Raw genomic sequence first — 20,550 nt, 5'->3', positions numbered from 1 at the left:
TACTTGGTAGTCATTTTCTTTTCCTTAATTTCGTCTTAAATGTTAAAATTGGAAACGCTAAAACCCAACCACCACGTATATTTTTCGTTAGGAAGCAATATGGGAAACCGCTTTGAGAATCTGCAAAGTGCCATAAATTTTCTGTTTGAAAAAGTGGGACAAATTGTAAAAATCTCTTCGGTTTATGAAACACCAGCAATGGGTTTTGAAGGGGATCCTTTCTTGAACTGTGCCGTTTTGCTGCATACAGATTTAAAGCCGAAAAAAATTCTGAAAACAATTCTTGCCATTGAAAAAACAATGGGCAGGGTGCGCGGCGCCACAAAATCATATACATCGCGACCTATTGATATTGACATCATTTTTGTGGACGAACTCATTTTAGAATCTCAAGAGCTTACAATTCCACATCCCCAAATGGAGAAGCGGAAGTTTGTGTTGCAACCTTTGGCAGAAATCAATTCGCATATAATCCACCCAATTTCCAAAAAAAACATCATAAAAATTTTAGCCGAATCTACGGACAACAGTACACTTTTAAAACAAAACAAGTGGTTGAGCAACCCGGTGAAGGATTTCAACATTTCTAAATATAATTACATAGCCATTGAAGGAAATATTGGTGCTGGGAAAACCAGTCTCGCCACAAAAATTGCAAATGATTTTAATGCAAAATTGATTTTGGAACGTTTTAGGGACAATCCTTTTCTTCCCAAATTTTATGAGGATCCCGCACGCTATGCCTTTCCTTTGGAAATGTCTTTTTTAGCAGATCGCTATCAGCAATTGGTGGACGATATTGCGCAGTTCGATCTTTTCAAGGAATGTGTAATTGGTGATTATGACATCAATAAATCACTGATTTTTGCCCAGATTACTCTGCCCGAAGTAGAATTCCTGCTATATAAAAGGTTGTTTTCGGTAATGCAAAAGGAACTGCCCAAGCCAGATTTGTACGTGTACCTGTATCAAAATACGGAAAGATTGTTGCAAAATATTAAAAAGCGTGGAAGAAAATACGAGCAAAGTATCGAGGCGGATTATCTTCAAAAATTGAATGCCGGGTATTTGGAATTCATAAAAAACCAACAATCTGAAAATGTGAAAATTATTGATATTTCTGAAATTGATTTTATCAAAAACCGTGAAGATTATTTAAAGGTTTTGAAAGAAATTGCGGATTAATTTATTTCTGAAGTTTACAGAATAAGTCCCAAACCACAACCCCCACGCTCACCGAAATATTAAGGGAATGCTTGGTGCCAAACTGCGGAATTTCAATCACCGCATCGCTGGCGGAAACCACTTTTTGCTGCACGCCTTTCACTTCATTTCCAAAAATCACGGCATACGTAATATGCTTATTAACAGAAAAATCGTTCAGATTTATCGCAAGTTCCGCTTGCTCAATAGAAGTAACAAATACACCTTCGCTTTGTAATTTTGAAACTACATCAACCGTATTTTCGGCGTATTCCCATTCCACACTATCCTGTGCGCCAAGGGCAGTCTTGTTTATGTCCTTGTGCGGTGGCTTTGCGGTAATGCCGCACAGATAGATTTTCTTCACCAAAAATGCGTCCGCGGTGCGAAAAACGGAACCGATGTTATTCAAACTCCGAATATTATCGAGAATGATAATAAGCGGCGTCTTTTCTGAAGCTTTATATTCTTCAGTGTTTATTCGGTTCAGTTCGCTGTTTTTTAATTTTCGGTTTTTCATGGATGCGCAAAGTTAAAAGTTATTGTGAAATTGGATTGTTTCTCAAAGCAATTTTGAATGATAATTTCTGCGGAATTGTTGATAAAACTGAATAATTCACAATCACTTCATTTTTAGGAAAAGGGCAATTTGGTTACATTTATCGATTGAATTTTTAATGTAAAGAAACCCGCCTGCGCGGGCATTTAGTATGGCGAAGAAGGAAACCCCGTTGATGAAGCAATACAACACGATAAAAGCGAAGTATCCCGATGCTTTGTTACTGTTTCGTGTGGGCGATTTCTACGAAACTTTTGGGGAAGACGCCATCCGTGCCGCTGGCATTTTGAACATTACGCTCACCAATAGAAACAACGGGAGCGAGCGTACCGAACTTGCTGGTTTCCCGCACCATTCATTGAATACCTATTTGCCAAAATTGGTGATGGCGGGTTGCCGGGTTGCAATTTGCGACCAACTGGAAGACCCAAAAATGACCAAAACCATCGTAAAGCGTGGCGTCACCGAATTGGTCACGCCCGGAGTTGCTTTCAACGATGATATTTTAAAATCGAAATCAAATAACTTTTTGGCGGCGGTTTATTTCGGAAATAAAAATCTTGGGGTTTCATTTTTGGACGTTTCCACAGGTGAATTCTTGGTTTCTGAAGGTTCTTCCGAATACGTTGATAAACTGCTTCAGAATTTCAATCCTTCGGAAGTGCTTTTCTCCAAACAGAAACGGAAAGTATTTTCTGAAACATTTGGAAATGAATACCATACTTTCTATTTGGAGGATTGGATTTTCCAAAGCGATTACGCCTTTGAAACGCTCACGAAGCATTTTGATGTAAAAAATCTAAAAGGTTTTGGAGTCGACCATCTGGAAGACGGCATTATCGCAGCGGGCGCAGCGCTCCATTATTTAAGTGAAACGCGTCACACAAAGTTGCAGCACATCTCAAAATTGGCGCGCATTGCCGAGGAGGAATACGTTTGGATGGACCGTTTTACCATCCGCAATTTGGAATTGTACCATTCCACCCAACAAAATGCGGTTACGCTTTTGGATGTGATTGATAAAACCATTTCGCCTATGGGCGGAAGGCTCTTGAAACGCTGGATGGCACTTCCGCTGAAAAATGTGGACAAGATTACCCGCCGGCACGAAGTGGTGAGTTTTCTGTTGGATAACCCACTTACTTTAGAGAAAATTCAACAGCATACAAAACGTATTGGCGATTTGGAGCGATTGATTTCAAAAGTGGCCACGGGAAAAATCAATCCCCGGGAGGTTATTCAGCTTAAAAATTCCTTGGAGGCTATTGTTCCTATCAAAGTTTTGGCGCTAAATTCCAAAAATGAATCGCTGAAAATCATTGGAGAGCAATTACACGATTGCGAATTGCTTCGGAACAAAATAAAAGAAACACTCTTCGAGGAAGCGCCGGTAAATATTTTAAAAGGAAATACAATCGCGGAAGGATTTTCGGAAACACTTGATGAACTTCGGAATATTTCAGCAAATGGAAAGGAATATTTGGATGCAATGCTGGAGCGCGAAACAAAACGAACAGGAATTTCTTCATTGAAAATTGCTTCAAACAATGTTTTCGGTTATTACATAGAAGTTCGAAATACGCATAAGGACAAGGTTCCACAGGAATGGATTCGTAAGCAAACTCTGGTGAACGCCGAGAGATATATTACGGAAGAATTAAAGGAATACGAAACTAAAATTCTTGGTGCCGAGGAAAAAATACTCGCATTGGAACAGGAAATTTTTGCCAAACTGATTGATTGGTTGCTTCAGTTTATTGCATCGGTACAACAAAACGCTGCACTAATTGCACAGTTGGATTGCCTGTGTTCTTTTGCAACACAAGCGAAAGATGCCAATTATACGCGTCCACTTTTGGATGAAACGTTTGATTTGGACATAAAGGAAGGCCGCCACCCTGTGATTGAAAAACAGCTCCCGCACGATACTCCGTACATTGCGAACGATGTTTTTCTCGATCGTGAAAACCAACAAATTATTATGATCACTGGCCCCAACATGAGCGGTAAGTCGGCAATTCTGCGGCAAACGGCATTAATTGTTCTGCTCGCGCAAATGGGAAGTTTTGTGCCTGCCTCAGCAGTGCGAATGGGCTGTGTGGATAAAATCTTTACGCGTGTGGGTGCGAGCGATAATATCTCCATGGGCGAATCCACTTTTATGGTGGAGATGAACGAGACAGCAAGCATTCTCAACAATCTTTCAGAGCGAAGTTTGATTCTTTTGGATGAAATTGGTCGTGGCACCAGCACCTATGATGGTATATCAATTGCGTGGGCCATCAGTGAATATTTGCACGAGCACCCTTCAAAAGGAAAAACGCTTTTTGCAACCCATTACCACGAATTGAATGAAATGACGGAAACGTTTCCGCGGATAAAAAACTATAATGTTTCTGTAAAGGAATTGAAGGATACTGTTCTTTTTCTTCGGAAATTGGTTCCGGGCGGAAGCCACCACAGTTTTGGAATTCACGTGGCAAAAATGGCAGGAATGCCGCAAGCGGTGCTTCAGCGGGCCAATAAAATATTGAAAAGGCTTGAAAAGAGCCATGCTTCGGAAGAATTGACCGAGGAAATGAAGGCAGTTTCAAAAGAAGAAATGCAATTGAGTTTTTTCAAATTGGATGACCCACTTTTGGAAGAACTTCGTGAGGAAATTTTAGAGATTGATATTAATACACTTACGCCGGTGGAGGCATTAATGAAGTTGAACGAGATACGGCGAATGTTGCAGCGTAATGCATCAGTAAAATTTAAAAAGTAATTTTTTCATTTAATTTCTCAAAAAAAACTTTGCTTTTGAAGTAAAAGTTTTAAATTTGCTCCCGCTTTGGTAACGAAGCAACGTTCATTTAGTATTCTGCGAAAATAGCTCTTCCGATAGTTATCGGGATGGTAGAGCGCAGAAATTTGAAAAATGCGAAAATAGCTCAGTTGGTAGAGCGCCACCTTGCCAAGGTGGAGGTCGCGGGTTCGAATCCCGTTTTTCGCTCTAAATGCGACAAACCTTCGTGGTTGCGGTTACCCCGAAGCGTCGGGGCCGTTTTTCGCTAATCATAATGCCGGATGCAATTCGGCATTTTTTGTTAAGTCCGAGTTGTAATATAGACAACTGCTCGAGTGGTGGAATTGGTAGACACGCCGGACTTAAAATCCTGTGACCATCTGGTCGTGCGGGTTCAAGTCCCGCCTCGAGTACTGAATAAAACCCCTGTAAATTCAGGGGTTTTTTGGTTTTTAGAACTCCTTTTTCAATTATGGAAAATGAGGATTTTTTAACAAACCACCCTGTAATCCACCCTATAAATCTGAAGATTTGTATGGCAAAAAAACGTTATTCTACACCAAAACTCTTTATTCCACGTGTAAAGGGAAGGCCATCCGTTGCCACTGGCAAGAATTGGTATGTATCATTTTATTGGAGATCTGATCCCAACGGGCCTTTAGATAAAAAAATCACATTTTTGAAAGGGATTAATAGACTTCCCACCGCGAAAGAACGTAGAGCTGCGGGAAAGCAATTGTGTAAGGCTTATGAAAAAATGCTGGAGCGTGGCTGGAATCCAGTTACAAAAGAAACAAAAAGTGTCAAAAAGTCGAAAACGAGAAATTTAACAGTAAACGAGGCGTTGACTTTTGCTCTTAAAATTAAAACCAAAAATAGAAAAGGCACGACCTCCAGCGGTTACGAACAACATCTAAACCGATTTTTGGATTGGGCGAAAATTGAGGGTTATTTTGGGATGGAAATTTCAAGATTTAGTCTGGATAATTTTTATGATTTTTTTGATTGGCTTCGCAACGATTATACCAATGAAAAGACCGGTAAAAATTTAGCCGGGACTTCCATTAACAACCACAAAAGAAGTTTGTCCGCTTTATTCACTACCTTAAAAAACGAACGGATACTTCCTGTGAATTTTATTAAGGACATTCCAGATGTGGACCAATCGCCTGTAAACAACAAGGCATTTACGCTGGAAGAACTGAAGGCGATTAAATTAAAGCTGCAAGACGAGGATCCATACCTAATCCATTTCATCAGTTTTATTTTGTATGCACTGCTTCGCCCGCGGGAAATATGCAGGTTGCAGGTTAAGGATATTCAATTGGATCAAAACTTTTTATCTGTAGAAACGAAGACTGATGCTTTGAGCGTGCGGCGTATCATTGATAAAATGAAACCAACCATTGAAGCGTTACATTTGGAAAATGAACCGCCAAGCTTTCATATTTTTAGCAATATGAATAGGCCGCGCGACTGGAGCGATGCAAAATTAAAAAGCAGGGTTGATCATTTTGGGGAGCGGTTCCGGAAGATAAAAAATGAAATGGGTTTTGGTAGCGAATATTCGATTTATTCATTTCGGCATACAGCTATTATGGATTTATTCCATTCCTTGCAAAAACGGGGGATGGGGGAACAGGAAATTTTGTTCAAGTTGATGCCCATTACGCAGCATAAAAGCGTGGCGGGAATAAAAAATTATTTACGCCAGCATAAAAAATCCATCCCGCCAGACCACAGCGAAATTTATACAATTGATTTTTGAGTTGTAAAGAAATACTTTACAACTGAAACTTTAAAACGTCTCACTTTCCACGTCCACTTTCATAATATCTTCACTGATATATTTCCGGTTCAGCTTTTTCATAATGTGGAACTGATTGTATTTCACGCTTATTTCATCAATCATAAATATTTCGTGAGGGGAGCATTCAAAATTTTCTTTGTAGCTATACCCGCGAACGCGCACGCGCAACCAATCTTCCCACCATTTTTTGAATACATTCTGAAGGTTTAGTTTTTTGGAATCCTCAAATTTGCAAACGGGGCGGCCACCAGAAACGCCACCATAAATACAAAAATCCAGATCACTTGTATTTTCAGGCATAACGGCAGTGGTCACGCCTTTATTACTTTCCACAATTGCGGGCTGTACTCCCATATCAATGATGACGATATCACTTCCTTCATCATCCAAATCGCTATAAATTTGCCCGTCCTTTGTGTAAAACACGCGCTCATCATTTGCGTAGTTCAATTTGTAGAATCTATTTGAATTTGTTTGCTTCTTTGGAATTACCTCTAAGTGGCGGTGCGATCTTTTTGCCCTATTCAAAATATTCTTTTGAAGGAAATTAATCATTACGGCCGTTTCCTGCGGAACGATTTCAAGATTGAGCCAGTTTTTTAGTTTGTTCACATATTCGCCAAAAGTCATATCTGGCATAAAATCCCGCAATGAAAATGATGTTGGGAACACATTCAATTGCCCATCGCTGAATGAGAATTCAAAATTATTGAAATCTGATATCGATCGGTTGGTGTACAAAAGCGTTAATCGTACCAAAATAGGATCTTGCTCATTTGCCGGAGTTACTTCAATGTCCAATTTTTCATCCAACTGCACACGGTTTTCGGTGCTGTAATATCTTTCAAGTGTTGTCAATGTGCCGGAAAGTGCATTTTCCCTTAAAATTTCCAACCTAAAATATTTTGCAAGCGTTGGGTCTAAATTGATTGTGAAAGCTAAATTGTACGTGCCATCATTTTCTGGTACAAAACTGCGTTCATAAACATTGTACATAATGTTTGATGCAGTTTCCATCCTTGTTCTCGACGTGAAGGCAAACTGCAGATATTGGCTACCGTCCAATTTTTCAAGAAATTTTTCCGGCATATACACGGCTTTCTTTAAAGTTTCATCTTGAAAGATTTCGCCCACAGCTTTCAGTCCAGCTGTTTTATAGCCAAACTTCAATATTTCCAGTAAATAGGGAAAAGGCACCATTACATTCCGGTTTATATATACATTTTCTTCGCCAGAGGTATCGATTTCATTTTGAAGAAATTCGCCATTGGCGTAGTTATTTACAAATCCCTCAAAAAGATCATAATTGCTTTCTTCCTTAATTTTTGGATTGTAGACCATTGGAAAATTGTACCCTAAAAGTGGCCATTGCTGATCTATACGATTTTTTGCATGCTGGCGAAGGTCACCCGCTAAGATTATGGGCCAAGGCAAATCCTTTAATTTGGTTTCATAAACCGGAAGCGTGGCCTCGCCAAATGTTATCTTGCATTCTAAATTATCGCCAAAAACTTCACCCAAGAATAGATTTGCACTATAATGAGAGGATGGCAATTTTAACCTACCGGGAATCTTTGAATTGACATCGGTAATATCATCCAGCGTAGGCAGTCCCAATTTTTCCAGAATTGCATTATCGGCCTTTATTGTAAATGGTAGGGAATAACTCTTGTTTATGCTGTCCGTAAAAATGTCGTTTTCTTCATTTAGCGACACACCAAAAGCCAGTAAATTCAATTCAAATTGTTCTGATTGAAAATAGATCATTGTACTGCAGCTTTAAATTTTAAGGTGAAATCGGTTACAAATTCGCGGGTCTTGAAAATATCTACATTTCTAAAATTCCGGATAACTTCAAATCGATCTTTGCCAATTTGGATCCAGATTCTTTTTGCGTGCATGATGGTGCCCAAGAAGTCACGCTCGGCTTGGTATATATTTCCAGTATTAATTGAAAAACTCTTCGGCCTCTTGATTTCAATTGTTTTTTCGTAATCCTGTCCTTCGCGAGTTAAGGTTGTGGTTGTGCTGCCATCATCATTGGTAATTTCCAAAGGTCCAGTACAATTAAAAATTTCTGGGCAATCCCATTCGTTTTCCCAAATAATCTGGGTGGTTGGCATCTGGGAATGTTTTATCTGGATTTCGGTCTTCATTTTCTCAAATTCCAACAAGTATCTATTTCCCGGTACGGCATTCAATTCAGAAACCTTGATGAGTGCGGTATAAATTTCAGTATTTGAAAGATTGACAGGCCAGATAGTGGGTATTGGTTCGGCTACATTATTTCCAACAATTAAGTTAGCTTTGAAATTACTTACCGCACCTATATAGCGCATCGATATGGCAAGCCAACCGTCTGCCGCAACTTCTATTTTTTCTGGAAGATATGTAAGTCGCGTAAAAAATGCTTTTTCAGCCTTGCCATTGACTGGATTTCTGCCGTTGATGAATCTCAAATTCTGGAATTGGTTTCCTGAAGAAATAGTTTGTGCCAAGTTGTTTAAACCAAGGATGGCAACATTATTTAGTCTGATATCATAACGCACGGGCTTTATGGGAACATAAAATATTGAGCTGTTCAATACCGGAATCAATTCTTGAGTCAATAGAATTTTTGTTTCCAAACCAATAACGGACTGCATCAAATTTTGGTAATACGGTACGCGTTTCACGTAATTTTTAATTCCGAATTTGCCTGTAGCTTTTATAGCCAGCGTGGCCTGCTGGTTTGCAGCTGAATTATTCATTGATAATTTGTTCCTATCTTCCGAATAATAGAACCCGCCGTTTACCAAACCGGGAAGCTGCTTGGCAACAATGAGCAAAATAACATCAATTGTGCGCGTGCCGGTTTCTGGGTTTGAAATTGAAATAGTGGCGGGATAAGCGCCCAAATCCAAGGTTTGCGTGTTAATGGTACGCACGCTCACTGTGCTGAAGCCTGCATCCAAATCGGTTTCGGAAAACTCCAACCAGCCAACATTTGTGGACACCACATTGTCCACGGAACTGTCTACCGTAAACGTGCGCACATCTGTAGGGTTTAAGTGGTACGTTTCCGAAAATTCAAGCCCGGCAGGATTTACCACCACATAATCGTTTGGGCCATCGCCAAAAATTTTTATAACCACGGTGCCAGTTACCGTGTTTGCGCCATCATCCACCAAAAATTGGGCAATATGCGTACCTAAAGGAACGGCGTTAACATCTACATAGGCCGCAACCTGGGCTGTGCCCACACCGTTGGTCTGGCTAAAGGTTAGGTAGGTTTGGTTTGACGTAATGCTCCACGGCCGTGATGCGGAAACTTGAAAGAAATTTCCGGAAGGCGGTGTGTTCCCCTGTGTGTAGTTTACTTGCCAAATTACCGGAGATATTGCCAATTGCACATATTGAAGAATGCGCAATGTAACAGGCAGTATATAGTTTCTGTCTTGGAAAACGAATGGTCGCTTGACTCGCAAAGTAATATTTCCAGTATGGTACCCAACAGGCAATTGATTTGCTGCCTGCGGTTTAATAGCAATAGTATAGCGCAAACCAATTATTTGGTCTTCATCTTCCTCATCATACGCATAATCAATAAAAATAACATCGAGCCAGTCTGGCTTCCCAATTATCTGTACTTGCGACCAAGGAACAAATTCTGGCAAGAGCAAAACTTCCTCATTGGGGATGTTTCCAGAAAAAGGAAGGTAGTTGAGACTGAGCGATGGGGGTTGAAAGCCTGCCATTATTTTTTCTTTTTGATTTTTGAATCCTGTTTTATCTTATCCAGCTTTTTCTGCACCTCCTGCCTTTTTACCTCGGCTTCTGCGCCGTAGTAGGTAACTGCTTCTACAGGTACTGGATTATCCAGCCTTTCCAGTAATCGCTGAAGCAATTGATTGTTCAAGTACATATCTGGACTTGAACTTGAAAAAGTTGCGGAACTACTCGAATTATTTGAGGAGTTGGTAACGTCTCCGCCAGAAGCATATAACCCTAATTTTCGTCTTCTTTTTGTTTCCAGATAATTAATTATTTCTGGTATTTCCGGTTCTTTCCGCATAAACTTAGGGATGTAATATTCCCCTACGTGTGCAACCCCTGCAACTTCGTGTCCGGATTCATCAATATATCCGGTTCCATAATTATCCGTGAAACCACCACGGGCGAAACCGCGGCCAGGTTTGTTAGCCTTAGCTATTGGAGTATTTGCAATTTTGCTGACTTGTGCCAATCCTGCGCCAACCGCAACTCCTGCCATAATAGGAGCAATAACCAAATTTGCTGGAGCCGGAAATCCTTCTAAACCTGCTTGATATGCTAGAGTTGCGTTCTGATAGGTTGCAATTGTTGTTTCTGCTATTTTAATTGCCTTCCAAGCGGCAGAGCCTTGGTTGAATGCGTCGGCGGCAGTGCTTAATGAGGATATAATTAATCCAAGTTTCGCGTTTTCAGCTGCTCGTGTGATTTCAACTTCGTCTTTTTTAGCTTCAGCAATCTGTTTTGCAAATTCATTTTTTATTTTGGCTTCCTGAAGTCCATAATTTTTTATGATAGCGGTTTTGAGTTCTTCGGCATTTCTTACATCATCCACTTTATCCAATTCTGCTTGCCTCAAAATTTCCAACTCACGTAAAGCCAGTTCCTGCGCTCTTGCTATACGCAGTTCTTCTTTTTCTAGTTTTGTATCCGCATTTTCTACTTCTCTTTGTAATTCTTGGTCGGCAAGCATTTGCCTGTTTTCTTCTTCTAGCTTGTTTATTTTGTCAATATTCTCTTTTGCTTTTTTCTCCTTTAGATTGGATATTTCATTTTCCCACTCGGTTTCAATCTCTAGAAGCCTGTTTGTGTGATTCTTGTATTTTTCAATCTCTGCAGCAAATTTGGCGTCAATTTGAGCAATTTCCTTATCAAGACCAGATTTTTGGTCTATAAGTCTGTCTTCTCGAATTTTCTTTAAAAATTCATCAATATTTTTTTCTTCGGAAGCATACTTTGCGGCGGCCGTGGCTAAATCTTTTTGGGCTTGGGTTAGTTTTTCCTCGACTCCAAGAATTGCATTAAGCCTTGCTTCCAACTCATCTATTTCCTTTATGATTGGAGCTGCTTCTTCATTTGATTTTGAAAGCTCCAAAAGTTCTTTCTTCTTAGCAATTTGTTCACGAAGCCAAGCCACGGTTTTTTCAGCGGCTTTTGATGAAGCATCGCCTTCTTTTTGGGAATTTCCAGTGACTTCTTGAAGATCAATACCTAATTCCTGTAATAATTGATCTCGTTCACTCAGCAAACTATTGACCCGAGATTGTTCGGTTGCTAATTTTGATTCCGTAAACTCCACATTTCTTATTGCAAGAGCTAAAGCATTTCTATCCCTTACGGATTGGTTGAAAATATTTCTTTCTCCTTTGTATTTGTTTTGAAGAATATTTAGTACTGCGCGTGCGTTTTCAAGTTCTGTTAATCCAGCATTAACCCTAATGTCTGTATTATTTTTTAAAACGCGAGCCATAACTTCACGTAGTTTTCTTTCACGATCTAAATTTGCTATTTGCTTATCCGCTACTTTTTCATTTTTGCCTTCAATCTCATCCTGCTTTCTAGCAATAATAATTTTATTAATTAATTCTTCATTTACTTTTCTGATAGCCGTTTGGAGTTCGTTGTTTGAAACTTTTTCGGCATCAATATTTTCTAAAAGCTTTGGATATTGCTGTTTCAGTTCATTAATCAAGCGAATGCGGTCTTTATTGGAAGTGTTGACATTCATTATTCTAGATTCCAATGAAAACAATTCTAATTGCTGTTCTTCCAACTTATCTGTTAATGTTTCTGTGGGCGTTATTGCTTCGGCAATATTTGCTCCCAACTCATAGAAAAAGCTTGAAGTGCTGGAAAAAGATTTTCCTATGAATAATTGGAAATTTTTTAGTGATGCGTTCCATTTTTCCTGTGAATTACCCGCATCATCCAGTATATCTCCCGCACGAGCAATTTCAGTTTTTGCAATATTGGCAACTGCCTGTACAAAATTTGGCGTTTTAGCGAGCTCTTCATTCAATTTTGCGGTTGAAATTCCTAGATTATCAATTCGCAGTGCAGATTCTTTTGACAAACCCTCAACCAAACTATCCCTTAATTTATCTACACTTTTACCAGTTTGTGCAGCTCTTACATTAAGAAATTCAAATAAGGTTCCAGCTTCTTCTAAGGATATATTAAAATTGTCAAATTCAACAAGTGATTTTTTAATATCAATATCAGACAATGCGCCACGGGTGGAAATTCTAACTTTTTTAAAAGCTTCTTCGCCGCGTTCGCCCAATTGTTCAAATGCAAACTCAACACCTTTTGCTTCTAAAGCCATTTGCTGGGAATCAGCAATAAATTGCTTTACATAACCAAAGCCTTGTTTGAACACATCAAAAAGCGCTGTGGCACCTACTGTTACACCTGCAAAAGTGGCAGCTTGTGAAAATATGGATTTTGACTGCTTTTCTGAAACATCAATAGTTTTGGTGATCTCATTCCGGAATGCCCTTTGCGCGGCAATCTGCCTTTTATATTCTTGCTCAACAAACGCCAGTTTTCGGTTTGCCTTTATCCAATCATCCGTACCTTCTTCTACTTTATTTACCGAGGCTCTTACCCTATACAATTCTTGTTTGATTTTGGCTAAAGTGTTTTCCACTTCATAGCCATTCATCTTTAGCGTAAGGTTTAAAGATTTATTATTTGCCATTTTGTTCTCTATTGAATTGCAGTATCATATCATTAATAACAATCTCAACCGCTTGTGTACGGGTATTTGCCAATTGTTCCACTAAAAAGGGGATTACCCCGCTTTTATCATAAATTTCCTCAAAAATTTTACGCTCTGGAAGATTGAAGGGATGCGCTTTTCTTTGAGACCTAGAAATATTATACCGGGAGGCTTTGTAATAAACTGAGGTAGCTTCGCGCACACCCACAAAACCATAATTTTGAATATACCCATGGACTGGGGATGAAAGATTAAGACCCAAAAGCCTGTACTCCCCCATTTTATGCTTGACCTTAGCGGTATCGTGAAGTGATTTTTCTTCCGTGGTTTTTCCTCTCTTTAATTTTTGGTCTATAACCGTACGTAAATATGCCTCAACTTTACGCGACGCCTTTAATCCAATGCGCCTTTCTTGCTCTCTAATGCTTTTTTCGGTAGGTTCTGCCATTTTTTGAAATTTATGGCAAGTTGGGGGTTCTGGAGTTTTAAAAAAAGGACAGCGCGGTAACGCTCTTGCGCTACTGGTAAATGCTTATATTTGAAAGGCTAATCAAATAAAACTATGGGGAAAATGGATAGAGTTCAAGCTGAAGAAGCTGTGAAGCATTTGCATTTCAAATTAAGTCTTTTTAAAGATTTTGATCTAAATACGGTTACGCAGGTAACCAATATTGCACGTGAAGCAAAAGCAATACTAAAAAAGTTTGAGAATACAAAAAATGAAATAGCATTACTAAATGAAGTGATAGCGGTAGAAGCCGAATACACACCACTTAGGAATCTGGATGAAGAAACGGAATTGAGTTACCAGCTAAAAGCAATACGGTTAACCGGCCAGGCGTTGCAGAATTTTTTGATGTAGTTCTGGAAAATTACCTTCCAAGACTACCGATCTGGAAAGGAAAAAAAGTACGTCTTCCAGTGTTCTGTACCTATGGGAGTCTGCAATGTACCTTTCAAGCCCGTTGTTTTCTGCTTTTGCGTGCAGTACATTATCCACACCTCTTATAAATAGGGATGTGCCGTTTTTAATTTCTAGATGTGCCGTAAAACCGTGATCATATTCACCAATGGTCTTAAAACCGAGGCTTTTAAAAAAACGGTTGTAGGTATTTTCTTGAAGCGTGCTATTGGTAGTTTCTGATTTCATAAAGCTTGTTTTAAAATGTTTAGGCGTCCAAGATTTTCTTGTGTAAGCCTGGCAATAAATGTTCTACAATTAAAATTCTGGATATAATAGAGCGCACTTCTTCTAAAGTAGCGCAACGTACACCATCCACAGGCTCGCGCCGTAACCCTTGGTTTTCTAAATATACGCTAAGTATGTTATTGAAGCAAGAAATATGGATGCTCGTGCCACATTCAAATTTATGGTATGCCGTGAAACCATTATCATATTGATCGCCGCCTTTTAACCCTATTTTTTTAAAAAAAAGACTGTACGGGTTTTCTGTAGTTTCTGCTTTCATAACTTTTCTTATTTGGTGCAAGTTGGCAAAGGTGATGCCCTAAAAAAAGGACATAAAAAAACCGCCTTCCACAACTGGAAGACGGTAAATAGGTAGCGTTAGTAGTAAGGCTATAGCCCGTGATGATCGTAAATGTCGTCCAATGCATTAATAAGTTCTGCGTAGCGCTCAGCCATTTCCTGCCCAGCGCTGTGTGATTCCGCAATAAATCTATCCCACGTAGCAATTACTATTTTGGCATTTTTTTCCAAAGCTTTCATTGCCTTTGGGGTTTGTTCTTTTTCGTTTTCCTGCCAAAGCTTTAATTGGGCTTCCATATTGGCTTTGTACTTTTTAAAGTTATCAATTTCAGTATTGATGTTTTTTAGGGAAATAGATAATGCTTCCATTTCTCCTTCAATTTCCTTTGCTCTATCGTATGCTTCTTCTGTTGCTTTCATAATTTTTGATTTTATTTTTTAATTTTTTTATTCTGGGCGCCAGCCACGTTCCAAGGCAATGGAACAGGCCTTACATAGTTGCTTCCCCATTGCCCTGCGCTCTGCAGGGGTTTTAAGGGAGTTTATGTTTTCCCGAAGCGTTACCTTTCTTTCATACGGCTTGCCGGGGACGGGGCGCAGGTAAAAATAAACGTACCAGTACTTGCCCTTGCCCACGGAGGGCTTGCCATCCTCCCGCGGGATAAATAGTTTTGGTTCTGAATAGGGGTTGTGCAGTGCCATAGTTCTTCTATTTTGCGTTTTCCCGGGGCCATCCCGCTTGTTTTTGCTGTTTCTCAATCTTGTTAAGATCGGTAAGGAACGCGCCCAGCAGCTCAAAGGTGTAGCTGCAGCTTTGGCGGGCGGGCTTGGGGTCTGCAAAATCGCTGCCCAAATAGGCAAAGAACATGGTGGTAAGGTCATCCAGCATACTTTTTGCGCTGGCGGAATCAATCAATTTAAAATTGGCTTGGTACACGCGGTCCTTTAATGGAACGGTGGTGTTTTGGTTTTCTTCTTTAGACATATCGAAAAAAATAAAACGAAACCCTGCGTAGGCGTGTCTAAACAGTCAAGGACTGGATTGCCTAACTTTCGTTTTGGCCACCGTACAGGGTTTCTATCGTTAAAAAATGTGGTTCGGGATTTCTCCTTGTACCGTTTAGACTTTGCTAAAGTAATAAATAATTATAATTACCAATCACTTTTTTTAGGATTTTTTATAAAATCCTCGATTTGAGCAGGAAAAGAATTTAATAAATTGTCAAATTCTAATTTTGCTTCTGAAGTATATTTTTTCAATTCACCTTTCTTCTTAAAAAATGACCAAGTAAGGCCGCCACCAACTATTTGGAAAGGATAACCATATATTTGGTCATTTGGGGGTAATTCTATTATTTGAATATCTGTTCTTATTTTCTCATTTTTAAATCTAAAAATCATTTGTAACCTAGCGTCCCAATTAATTCTGTTAGTTCCACCATTTAGAATTGAGATTGCGTTTGGGACAATTATTTCATATTTTAAATATTCATTTTCTATTTCTGATTGTTTTGAAAATTCCGCATTTCTTATATTATATTCAGCCCATTTTTTTACTTGATTATAAAGACTATCGGCGGACATTTTTTCAAATTCCGAAACAACATAACCATTAATTCCACTTGGCGTAACTTCAAATTTTTCAACTTGATTTTGGGAATGTGTTATTAGCATAACAAATAAAACCGCAAAAAATGTAATAACTTTTTTCATACCATAAAATTTTAAGTTACCGAGGAATTTTGCTAAGGTAGCAAATTTATGGCAATGGTGGGGGCATAGGTTTGTGTGGGGGCAGGACATAAAAAATCCCTCGAATTCGAGGGAATTAAACTTTACTTCTTAAATTTCTTGTTTTCGTGTTTTTTTTGGAAAACGTGGAAAATCGATGGAAATTTTTTGGAAAATTTATAGAACCCTAACTACAGACATTTTCAATATCACTCCAATCATCCGGATTAACAATCAACTTTTCATCACCGGCAATGGTGAAAATGAAGCGATAACCGTACAGGCCTTCGTTAAAAATAGGGCCTACCTTTACCCAGCGCACGCTGGCAACCTCAAATTTATTGTACAATGGGCTGTCGGGGGCGGCATTGTCCAACCGCATACGGGCAATGATCTTTAAGCCTATTTTTTCGCAGTCGTCTATTTTTTCATCCTGATCTATAAAATTGCCTTGCTGCGGTTTTTTGTAAATGGTGAAGGCGCAGGTGCGGTTTAGCACGCTGTTGTTCTTTGTGCTGTTTTCGGCATCGCCCTCCGGACTTTCCACGCACATGGCCGGGAAGGTAATGCCTTTGCGGAATGCGCCCGTAATTTCGGCAAGGTCCATCCGGAAAAAGGAATTTTCGGCAAAATCTACCAGTTTTGCATTCAAGTTTTCTAAATAGGCAATGATGGGTGCGTGCGTCATAATAGCGTGTTATTTAGGGCTTCGACAAGCTCAGCCTGACATTTATTTCTTTAGGTTTTTAATTTCAACGAGTTCATTTTCATAATTTCCCAGAAATGCCCAGGCATTCAATTTCAGCGTGGGTTCCAGCTTGCTGGGATCGTAATTTATTTTATGCTGTATCAACTTGCCAAAGGGTACATATTCCCCGGATTGCTGTTTTATAGGGTTGCCGTCTGGATCCACCAACGTTTGGGGCGCAGGAAATACATGCGGATGCGCGGCCGCTATGGCGTTACGGCAACCGGCGTAGGCATATAGTATTGCCAGCTTTTTTTTGTGGTTCAGCTTTTGGAAAAATTTCACGTCACGCTCAATCAATATTTTGCTGAAAGGCTGTCTTGTGTCGGTAGTGTCATTATCACTTTTTGATTTTCTGCGGTAGAGCGTGGCGCACAGATTATCAAGATAACGCACATCTGTAGTTTTTCTATAATTTACATACAGCGAATCTGCCAGTGAAAATTCCTCTATTGAAATATTCTTCAGCCTATCGGCAGGCGGATAAAAAGTGATGCGATTTCTTTTTATTGGGGGCAAAAAAAGGGTACGGGTAACGTCTGAGAATAAAAACTTGGCGTGCGCCTGGTACGCCTGTGGCGGTATCTGTTTTATGGCAATCCACGTTTTTATGAAATTATTGCTTTTTAGCAATACTTTAACCAGCTGAAAATACAGCTTCTGCCGGAATCCAGGCAATTCTTTTACTATTTCCGGTTTGTTGTGGAAATACTCTAGGTTGTGCGCTGATTCCATTAACTGGCGCGGTGAAAGTTGGTTCCATGATGTTGGTATTTTAATGTTCACTCTCATAAAACTTGGCGTTTTTTTCTGCGGATGTACAGGAAGATTAGCAATGCTATTATACCTAAGCCAATTCCAAGGGCAATCCAAGTACTCATTCTTTTGATATCAATATCGGTTTCCTTCGATTTTAATTGCAGGTTTTTGTCTTCGTCAAGCAGGCGTTGTTGTTCCAAAATAATGGAATCCTTTTTTGAAAGAACATTGTTAAAGGAATCGCGGACCGTCTCTATTTTTTTTTCTGAAGAAGATTTTACTTCCGAAAAGCCATAAAAGGTTTCGGTTATCATTCCGTTTTTTTCTTCAATAGTACGTTGTGCGGGAACGTTGTAGTTTGCCACTTTCCCGGTGAAATTTTGCAGAACGTTCTGGCGGTGTGTGTCCGTAATGGCGTTCACCGTCTCAACGCTTTCGGTCTGGTTTTTCAGAATGAGATTGCTCATTTCCTTGCGCGCAACCTGCTCAATATAGACATCACTTCGCTTATTTTTCTTCTTACTGGCGCAACCGCCGAAAAAGAAAATGGAAAAACCAAGCAATGCGCAGGCCAGCATTATTAAAATGATGCGGACATTATCTGTGTGGGTGCGTTCTTTCATAATTATTTATTGTATGGAAGTTTGTTGTATCTGTCTGGGCTGGCATACAGCATTGAATATTCCGGAAGGACGTCAAAACTTGGGCAGGATTTAATCCTTTCCCAGCTTTCAATCACACCATTGGCGTTGCCGTCTTTTGAAAAATCACGGTGGCCCACAACGCCCAAATCCTTGGTGATGTCTTGCCCGTTTTCCTTGCACCATTTAATGGCCTCGTGAATGCAGGTGTGCAAGGCGTTTTTTTGATAAGGCGTGCGCGTATCTTTTGCCGTGTTTACGTCCAAAATTTCAACACCGCCTACATAGCTGATGTGGATAGTGTCTGAATTATGCCCGGCTACGCCATTGGTTATTTCTGAAAAATCGTACATTTTTTTAATGGTCCCATCTTTTTCAATGATACGGTGGTAGCCTCCTTTTTTCCAGCCACGGCCACCCTTGCTTTTGGGGCGCGTGAAATAACTCTGTACAGCCTCTGCGTTGCTGTGTCCGGCCGTGCAGTGGATTACGATGTTTCTAACTTTTCTCATATATTGAAGGGTTTGGGAATTTATGTTTTAGGTAATCTGCCACGCCGTTGCGCCACCCGGCATCTGAACAGGAAATGCAACTGGTGGCATCAATGCGCTGGTAATCTTCCAGCGTTTTTAAGCGGCTCAATTTTACATCTTTGTACGGCAAATGGGGAATTTGGTATATATTGCCGTACACGGACTTTACCACCATACCAAAATCCAGTGTCTTGCTGTGTTTCCAATGCTGGGACAGTGCCAGAAATTTATCTGAATTGTAAATGATGGGCGTGTGCACATCAAAATGAAAGGTGGTGTGGCCCAATCTTTTTAAATATTGGAAGGTGTGCTGCAGGGATTTGTTGTAATTGCTATCTGGTGCGGTATGCGATAGGCAGCCTTTTTGATAGTTTGGGTAATGCTGCGGCACTATTTTTTTATGCAGAAAGAAATCATCGTTCATAAAAAGGAAATCGCCTTGCATTACATTTTGGCACGCCCACTCCACTTTTTTGGCGATGCAGTATTCCTTGTTGCCTTTGGCTTCGGGCAGGTAATGGAATTCTACTTTTTCTGAAAGGAAACCGGGGTTTTCCCCCACGACCACTACTCTCCCTTCGGCTCCGCTCAGGGACCGTGTTGCTTCGACAAGCTTAGCATGACATACGTTTTTTTCCAGTGCGCGCAAGGAATAACGAAGTTCTTCATTGTTATGAAGGCTTCCGGCACCGAGTATGTAGAGGATGTCCATTATTCTTTTTCGTTATTATTCGGTGCTGGCGTTACGTTTATTTTTTTTGAGTTGAAGCTCGTCAACCGTTTCATAGCCAAAAAGAAATTCTCACAACGGTGGAACATATATCCTTTTACTATTATAAGGCCGTCAACGTAGAATAGTATGTATATTGGCAGAAAAAGGTCAAACATTCCATATTTCACATCCACCGCCTTTACGCACAAATAGAACATCATTATAAAGGCTCTTATCTTCAAGTACCAGCGCACGTGCGGTTTCAGTTTTTTGCGCTCAAGAAATGCCCCATATATCAAATGCCCGTACAGCACGATCATTACCAGCCAAGTCAGCTCGTGAACCTCTGGCGGCAACGCCCTTAGCGCGGCGTTCATTTCTGAAAAAAAATCACTCTTTTCCATCGCTTCCTAAACTTCGGGCTATCCAGTTGCCCAATTCCTTAAAAATTCGTTCAAACAGACCTTTTTCCTCAAAAAGTTTTTTTTTGACCGTCATAATCAGATTCAGGCTGAAAAGACCCAAAAAAAAACTGATTATCAATCCCAGATAAACAGGCACAACGTTCGCCGCGCTTACCTCGTAGCCAAACCAGACAAGGAACATAGAGATCAGCACGGTGGCAACAATATCAGACTTCTTCGGATTCCGCGCATTCTCGTCCCTGTAAAGCATATATATAGCTATAAACGGAGCCACCGCGCCTATTATAAGGAACTTGACGGCAATAGGCTCAAAACTACCGAAACCGCTCACGCTCGGGTTGGCGTACAGCGTTCCCCAGCAAAAAGCTGAAATATATATAGCTATCTTAAAACTCATTCTC

General features: G+C 40.0%; 22 protein-coding genes and 2 tRNA genes. 6 read left to right on the top strand and 18 right to left on the bottom strand.

Going from position 1 to position 20,550, the window contains the following annotated elements; all coding sequences use genetic code 11:
* The first annotated feature begins 48 nt into the window (after positions 1 to 48).
* The gene (gene folK / locus KIV10_RS05720; RefSeq protein WP_262898407.1) at positions 49 to 1,185 is read left to right on the top strand and encodes a 2-amino-4-hydroxy-6-hydroxymethyldihydropteridine diphosphokinase; all 1,137 of its coding nucleotides are present in this window, start codon (positions 49 to 51) and stop codon (positions 1,183 to 1,185) included.
* Between the two features lies 1 nt (position 1,186).
* Here folK and KIV10_RS05715 read toward each other — a convergent pair whose 3' ends face one another.
* On the bottom strand, positions 1,187 to 1,723 hold the full coding sequence (locus KIV10_RS05715) for a TrmH family RNA methyltransferase (RefSeq protein WP_214112523.1): 537 nt from the start codon (positions 1,721 to 1,723) through the stop codon (positions 1,187 to 1,189).
* 190 nt (positions 1,724 to 1,913) lie between these two features.
* Here KIV10_RS05715 and mutS point away from each other — a divergent pair, with 190 nt between their 5' ends.
* The 4 genes from mutS (at position 1,914) to KIV10_RS05695 (ending at position 6,318) form a co-directional block, all read left to right on the top strand.
* The gene (mutS, locus tag KIV10_RS05710; RefSeq protein WP_214112522.1) at positions 1,914 to 4,529 is read left to right on the top strand and encodes a DNA mismatch repair protein MutS; all 2,616 of its coding nucleotides are present in this window, start codon (positions 1,914 to 1,916) and stop codon (positions 4,527 to 4,529) included.
* A 155-nt stretch (positions 4,530 to 4,684) separates the two neighbouring features.
* Positions 4,685 to 4,757 (top strand) — tRNA-Gly (locus tag KIV10_RS05705).
* 122 nt (positions 4,758 to 4,879) lie between these two features.
* Positions 4,880 to 4,963: transfer RNA gene (locus KIV10_RS05700), tRNA-Leu, on the top strand.
* 122 nt (positions 4,964 to 5,085) lie between these two features.
* Positions 5,086 to 6,318 (top strand): tyrosine-type recombinase/integrase, encoded by a 1,233-nt coding sequence (locus tag KIV10_RS05695; protein WP_214112521.1) that lies wholly within the window; start codon positions 5,086 to 5,088, stop codon positions 6,316 to 6,318.
* A 30-nt stretch (positions 6,319 to 6,348) separates the two neighbouring features.
* On the opposite strand, the gene KIV10_RS05690 is transcribed toward KIV10_RS05695, so the two are convergent.
* Genes KIV10_RS05690 through KIV10_RS05675 form a run of 4 tightly spaced genes read right to left on the bottom strand, consistent with a single transcriptional unit; the run spans position 6,349 to position 13,559 of the window.
* Complete coding sequence (locus KIV10_RS05690) at positions 6,349 to 8,127, bottom strand: hypothetical protein (protein WP_214112520.1); 1,779 nt, start codon at positions 8,125 to 8,127, stop codon at positions 6,349 to 6,351.
* Positions 8,124 to 10,097 (bottom strand): hypothetical protein, encoded by a 1,974-nt coding sequence (locus tag KIV10_RS05685; protein WP_214112519.1) that lies wholly within the window; start codon positions 10,095 to 10,097, stop codon positions 8,124 to 8,126. The genes KIV10_RS05690 and KIV10_RS05685 overlap by 4 nt, the downstream gene beginning before the upstream one ends.
* Complete coding sequence (locus tag KIV10_RS05680; RefSeq protein WP_214112518.1) at positions 10,097 to 13,090, bottom strand: coiled-coil domain-containing protein; 2,994 nt, start codon at positions 13,088 to 13,090, stop codon at positions 10,097 to 10,099. Before KIV10_RS05680 ends, KIV10_RS05685 begins: the two co-directional genes overlap by 1 nt.
* Positions 13,080 to 13,559 carry a hypothetical protein gene (locus KIV10_RS05675; protein ID WP_214112517.1) on the bottom strand — a complete coding sequence of 160 codons (480 nt, stop codon included), beginning with the start codon at positions 13,557 to 13,559 and terminating at the stop codon, positions 13,080 to 13,082. The genes KIV10_RS05680 and KIV10_RS05675 overlap by 11 nt, the downstream gene beginning before the upstream one ends.
* A gap of 123 nt (positions 13,560 to 13,682) precedes the next feature.
* Here KIV10_RS05675 and KIV10_RS05670 point away from each other — a divergent pair, with 123 nt between their 5' ends.
* Positions 13,683 to 13,973: a hypothetical protein gene (locus tag KIV10_RS05670; protein ID WP_214112516.1), complete on the top strand. Its 291-nt coding sequence runs from the start codon at positions 13,683 to 13,685 to the stop codon at positions 13,971 to 13,973.
* Here the strand turns inward: KIV10_RS05670 and KIV10_RS05665 are convergent.
* The 13 genes from KIV10_RS05665 to KIV10_RS05605 all read right to left on the bottom strand — a co-directional run bounded on the left by KIV10_RS05665 (position 13,938) and on the right by KIV10_RS05605 (position 20,546).
* Positions 13,938 to 14,261, bottom strand: coding sequence for a hypothetical protein (locus tag KIV10_RS05665; protein ID WP_214112515.1), 324 nt, complete (start codon positions 14,259 to 14,261; stop codon positions 13,938 to 13,940). The genes KIV10_RS05670 and KIV10_RS05665 overlap by 36 nt on opposite strands.
* A gap of 19 nt (positions 14,262 to 14,280) precedes the next feature.
* Complete coding sequence (locus tag KIV10_RS05660) at positions 14,281 to 14,580, bottom strand: hypothetical protein (RefSeq protein WP_214112514.1); 300 nt, start codon at positions 14,578 to 14,580, stop codon at positions 14,281 to 14,283.
* A gap of 110 nt (positions 14,581 to 14,690) precedes the next feature.
* Positions 14,691 to 15,020, bottom strand: coding sequence for a hypothetical protein (locus KIV10_RS05655; RefSeq protein ID WP_214112513.1), 330 nt, complete (start codon positions 15,018 to 15,020; stop codon positions 14,691 to 14,693).
* A gap of 27 nt (positions 15,021 to 15,047) precedes the next feature.
* Positions 15,048 to 15,302 carry a hypothetical protein gene (locus KIV10_RS05650; protein ID WP_214112512.1) on the bottom strand — a complete coding sequence of 85 codons (255 nt, stop codon included), beginning with the start codon at positions 15,300 to 15,302 and terminating at the stop codon, positions 15,048 to 15,050.
* A 7-nt stretch (positions 15,303 to 15,309) separates the two neighbouring features.
* Entirely contained in the window at positions 15,310 to 15,585 is a 276-nt protein-coding gene (locus tag KIV10_RS05645; protein WP_214112511.1) for a hypothetical protein, read from the bottom strand.
* 167 nt (positions 15,586 to 15,752) lie between these two features.
* The gene (locus KIV10_RS05640) at positions 15,753 to 16,313 is read right to left on the bottom strand and encodes a hypothetical protein (RefSeq protein WP_214112510.1); all 561 of its coding nucleotides are present in this window, start codon (positions 16,311 to 16,313) and stop codon (positions 15,753 to 15,755) included.
* Positions 16,314 to 16,518: 205 nt separating this feature from the next.
* The gene (locus KIV10_RS05635; RefSeq protein WP_214112509.1) at positions 16,519 to 17,019 is read right to left on the bottom strand and encodes a hypothetical protein; all 501 of its coding nucleotides are present in this window, start codon (positions 17,017 to 17,019) and stop codon (positions 16,519 to 16,521) included.
* A 42-nt stretch (positions 17,020 to 17,061) separates the two neighbouring features.
* Positions 17,062 to 17,814 (bottom strand): hypothetical protein, encoded by a 753-nt coding sequence (locus KIV10_RS05630; RefSeq protein ID WP_214112508.1) that lies wholly within the window; start codon positions 17,812 to 17,814, stop codon positions 17,062 to 17,064.
* A gap of 53 nt (positions 17,815 to 17,867) precedes the next feature.
* Positions 17,868 to 18,461, bottom strand: a complete 594-nt coding sequence (locus tag KIV10_RS05625) for a hypothetical protein (RefSeq protein WP_214112507.1) — start codon at positions 18,459 to 18,461, stop codon at positions 17,868 to 17,870.
* Positions 18,462 to 18,463: 2 nt separating this feature from the next.
* Entirely contained in the window at positions 18,464 to 18,991 is a 528-nt protein-coding gene (locus tag KIV10_RS05620) for a peptidoglycan recognition protein family protein (RefSeq protein WP_214112506.1), read from the bottom strand.
* On the bottom strand, positions 18,978 to 19,724 hold the full coding sequence (locus tag KIV10_RS05615; protein WP_214112505.1) for a hypothetical protein: 747 nt from the start codon (positions 19,722 to 19,724) through the stop codon (positions 18,978 to 18,980). The genes KIV10_RS05620 and KIV10_RS05615 overlap by 14 nt, the downstream gene beginning before the upstream one ends.
* The gene (locus KIV10_RS05610; RefSeq protein ID WP_214112504.1) at positions 19,724 to 20,128 is read right to left on the bottom strand and encodes a hypothetical protein; all 405 of its coding nucleotides are present in this window, start codon (positions 20,126 to 20,128) and stop codon (positions 19,724 to 19,726) included. The genes KIV10_RS05615 and KIV10_RS05610 overlap by 1 nt, the downstream gene beginning before the upstream one ends.
* Entirely contained in the window at positions 20,115 to 20,546 is a 432-nt protein-coding gene (locus tag KIV10_RS05605) for a hypothetical protein (protein WP_214112503.1), read from the bottom strand. The genes KIV10_RS05610 and KIV10_RS05605 overlap by 14 nt, the downstream gene beginning before the upstream one ends.
* Between the last annotated feature and the right edge of the window lie 4 nt (positions 20,547 to 20,550).

The organism is Aequorivita echinoideorum, from assembly GCF_018476645.1.
In the GTDB taxonomy this organism is placed as follows: Bacteria; Bacteroidota; Bacteroidia; order Flavobacteriales; family Flavobacteriaceae; genus Aequorivita; species Aequorivita echinoideorum.
Note: the sequence above shows the minus strand (reverse complement) of the source record. Positions and strands in the feature narration are given on the sequence as shown.

What these genes read in the sequence shown, in the direction of transcription:
- KIV10_RS05645 (WP_214112511.1), bottom strand. Translation starts at nt 15,585, where the DNA reads ATGTCTAAAGAAGAAAACCAAAACACCACCGTTCCATTAAAGGACCGC.
- KIV10_RS05690 (WP_214112520.1), bottom strand. Translation starts at nt 8,127, where the DNA reads ATGATCTATTTTCAATCAGAACAATTTGAATTGAATTTACTGGCTTTT.
- KIV10_RS05715 (WP_214112523.1), bottom strand. Translation starts at nt 1,723, where the DNA reads ATGAAAAACCGAAAATTAAAAAACAGCGAACTGAACCGAATAAACACT.
- KIV10_RS05660 (WP_214112514.1), bottom strand. Translation starts at nt 14,580, where the DNA reads ATGAAAGCAGAAACTACAGAAAACCCGTACAGTCTTTTTTTTAAAAAA.
- KIV10_RS05640 (WP_214112510.1), bottom strand. Translation starts at nt 16,313, where the DNA reads ATGAAAAAAGTTATTACATTTTTTGCGGTTTTATTTGTTATGCTAATA.
- KIV10_RS05620 (WP_214112506.1), bottom strand. Translation starts at nt 18,991, where the DNA reads ATGAGAAAAGTTAGAAACATCGTAATCCACTGCACGGCCGGACACAGC.
- KIV10_RS05630 (WP_214112508.1), bottom strand. Translation starts at nt 17,814, where the DNA reads ATGGAATCAGCGCACAACCTAGAGTATTTCCACAACAAACCGGAAATA.
- KIV10_RS05625 (WP_214112507.1), bottom strand. Translation starts at nt 18,461, where the DNA reads ATGAAAGAACGCACCCACACAGATAATGTCCGCATCATTTTAATAATG.
- KIV10_RS05685 (WP_214112519.1), bottom strand. Translation starts at nt 10,097, where the DNA reads ATGGCAGGCTTTCAACCCCCATCGCTCAGTCTCAACTACCTTCCTTTT.
- KIV10_RS05675 (WP_214112517.1), bottom strand. Translation starts at nt 13,559, where the DNA reads ATGGCAGAACCTACCGAAAAAAGCATTAGAGAGCAAGAAAGGCGCATT.
- KIV10_RS05605 (WP_214112503.1), bottom strand. Translation starts at nt 20,546, where the DNA reads ATGAGTTTTAAGATAGCTATATATATTTCAGCTTTTTGCTGGGGAACG.
- KIV10_RS05610 (WP_214112504.1), bottom strand. Translation starts at nt 20,128, where the DNA reads ATGGAAAAGAGTGATTTTTTTTCAGAAATGAACGCCGCGCTAAGGGCG.
- KIV10_RS05635 (WP_214112509.1), bottom strand. Translation starts at nt 17,019, where the DNA reads ATGACGCACGCACCCATCATTGCCTATTTAGAAAACTTGAATGCAAAA.
- KIV10_RS05615 (WP_214112505.1), bottom strand. Translation starts at nt 19,724, where the DNA reads ATGGACATCCTCTACATACTCGGTGCCGGAAGCCTTCATAACAATGAA.
- KIV10_RS05695 (WP_214112521.1), top strand. Translation starts at nt 5,086, where the DNA reads ATGGCAAAAAAACGTTATTCTACACCAAAACTCTTTATTCCACGTGTA.
- KIV10_RS05680 (WP_214112518.1), bottom strand. Translation starts at nt 13,090, where the DNA reads ATGGCAAATAATAAATCTTTAAACCTTACGCTAAAGATGAATGGCTAT.
- KIV10_RS05655 (WP_214112513.1), bottom strand. Translation starts at nt 15,020, where the DNA reads ATGAAAGCAACAGAAGAAGCATACGATAGAGCAAAGGAAATTGAAGGA.
- mutS (WP_214112522.1), top strand. Translation starts at nt 1,914, where the DNA reads ATGGCGAAGAAGGAAACCCCGTTGATGAAGCAATACAACACGATAAAA.
- KIV10_RS05665 (WP_214112515.1), bottom strand. Translation starts at nt 14,261, where the DNA reads ATGAAATCAGAAACTACCAATAGCACGCTTCAAGAAAATACCTACAAC.
- KIV10_RS05670 (WP_214112516.1), top strand. Translation starts at nt 13,683, where the DNA reads ATGGATAGAGTTCAAGCTGAAGAAGCTGTGAAGCATTTGCATTTCAAA.
- KIV10_RS05650 (WP_214112512.1), bottom strand. Translation starts at nt 15,302, where the DNA reads ATGGCACTGCACAACCCCTATTCAGAACCAAAACTATTTATCCCGCGG.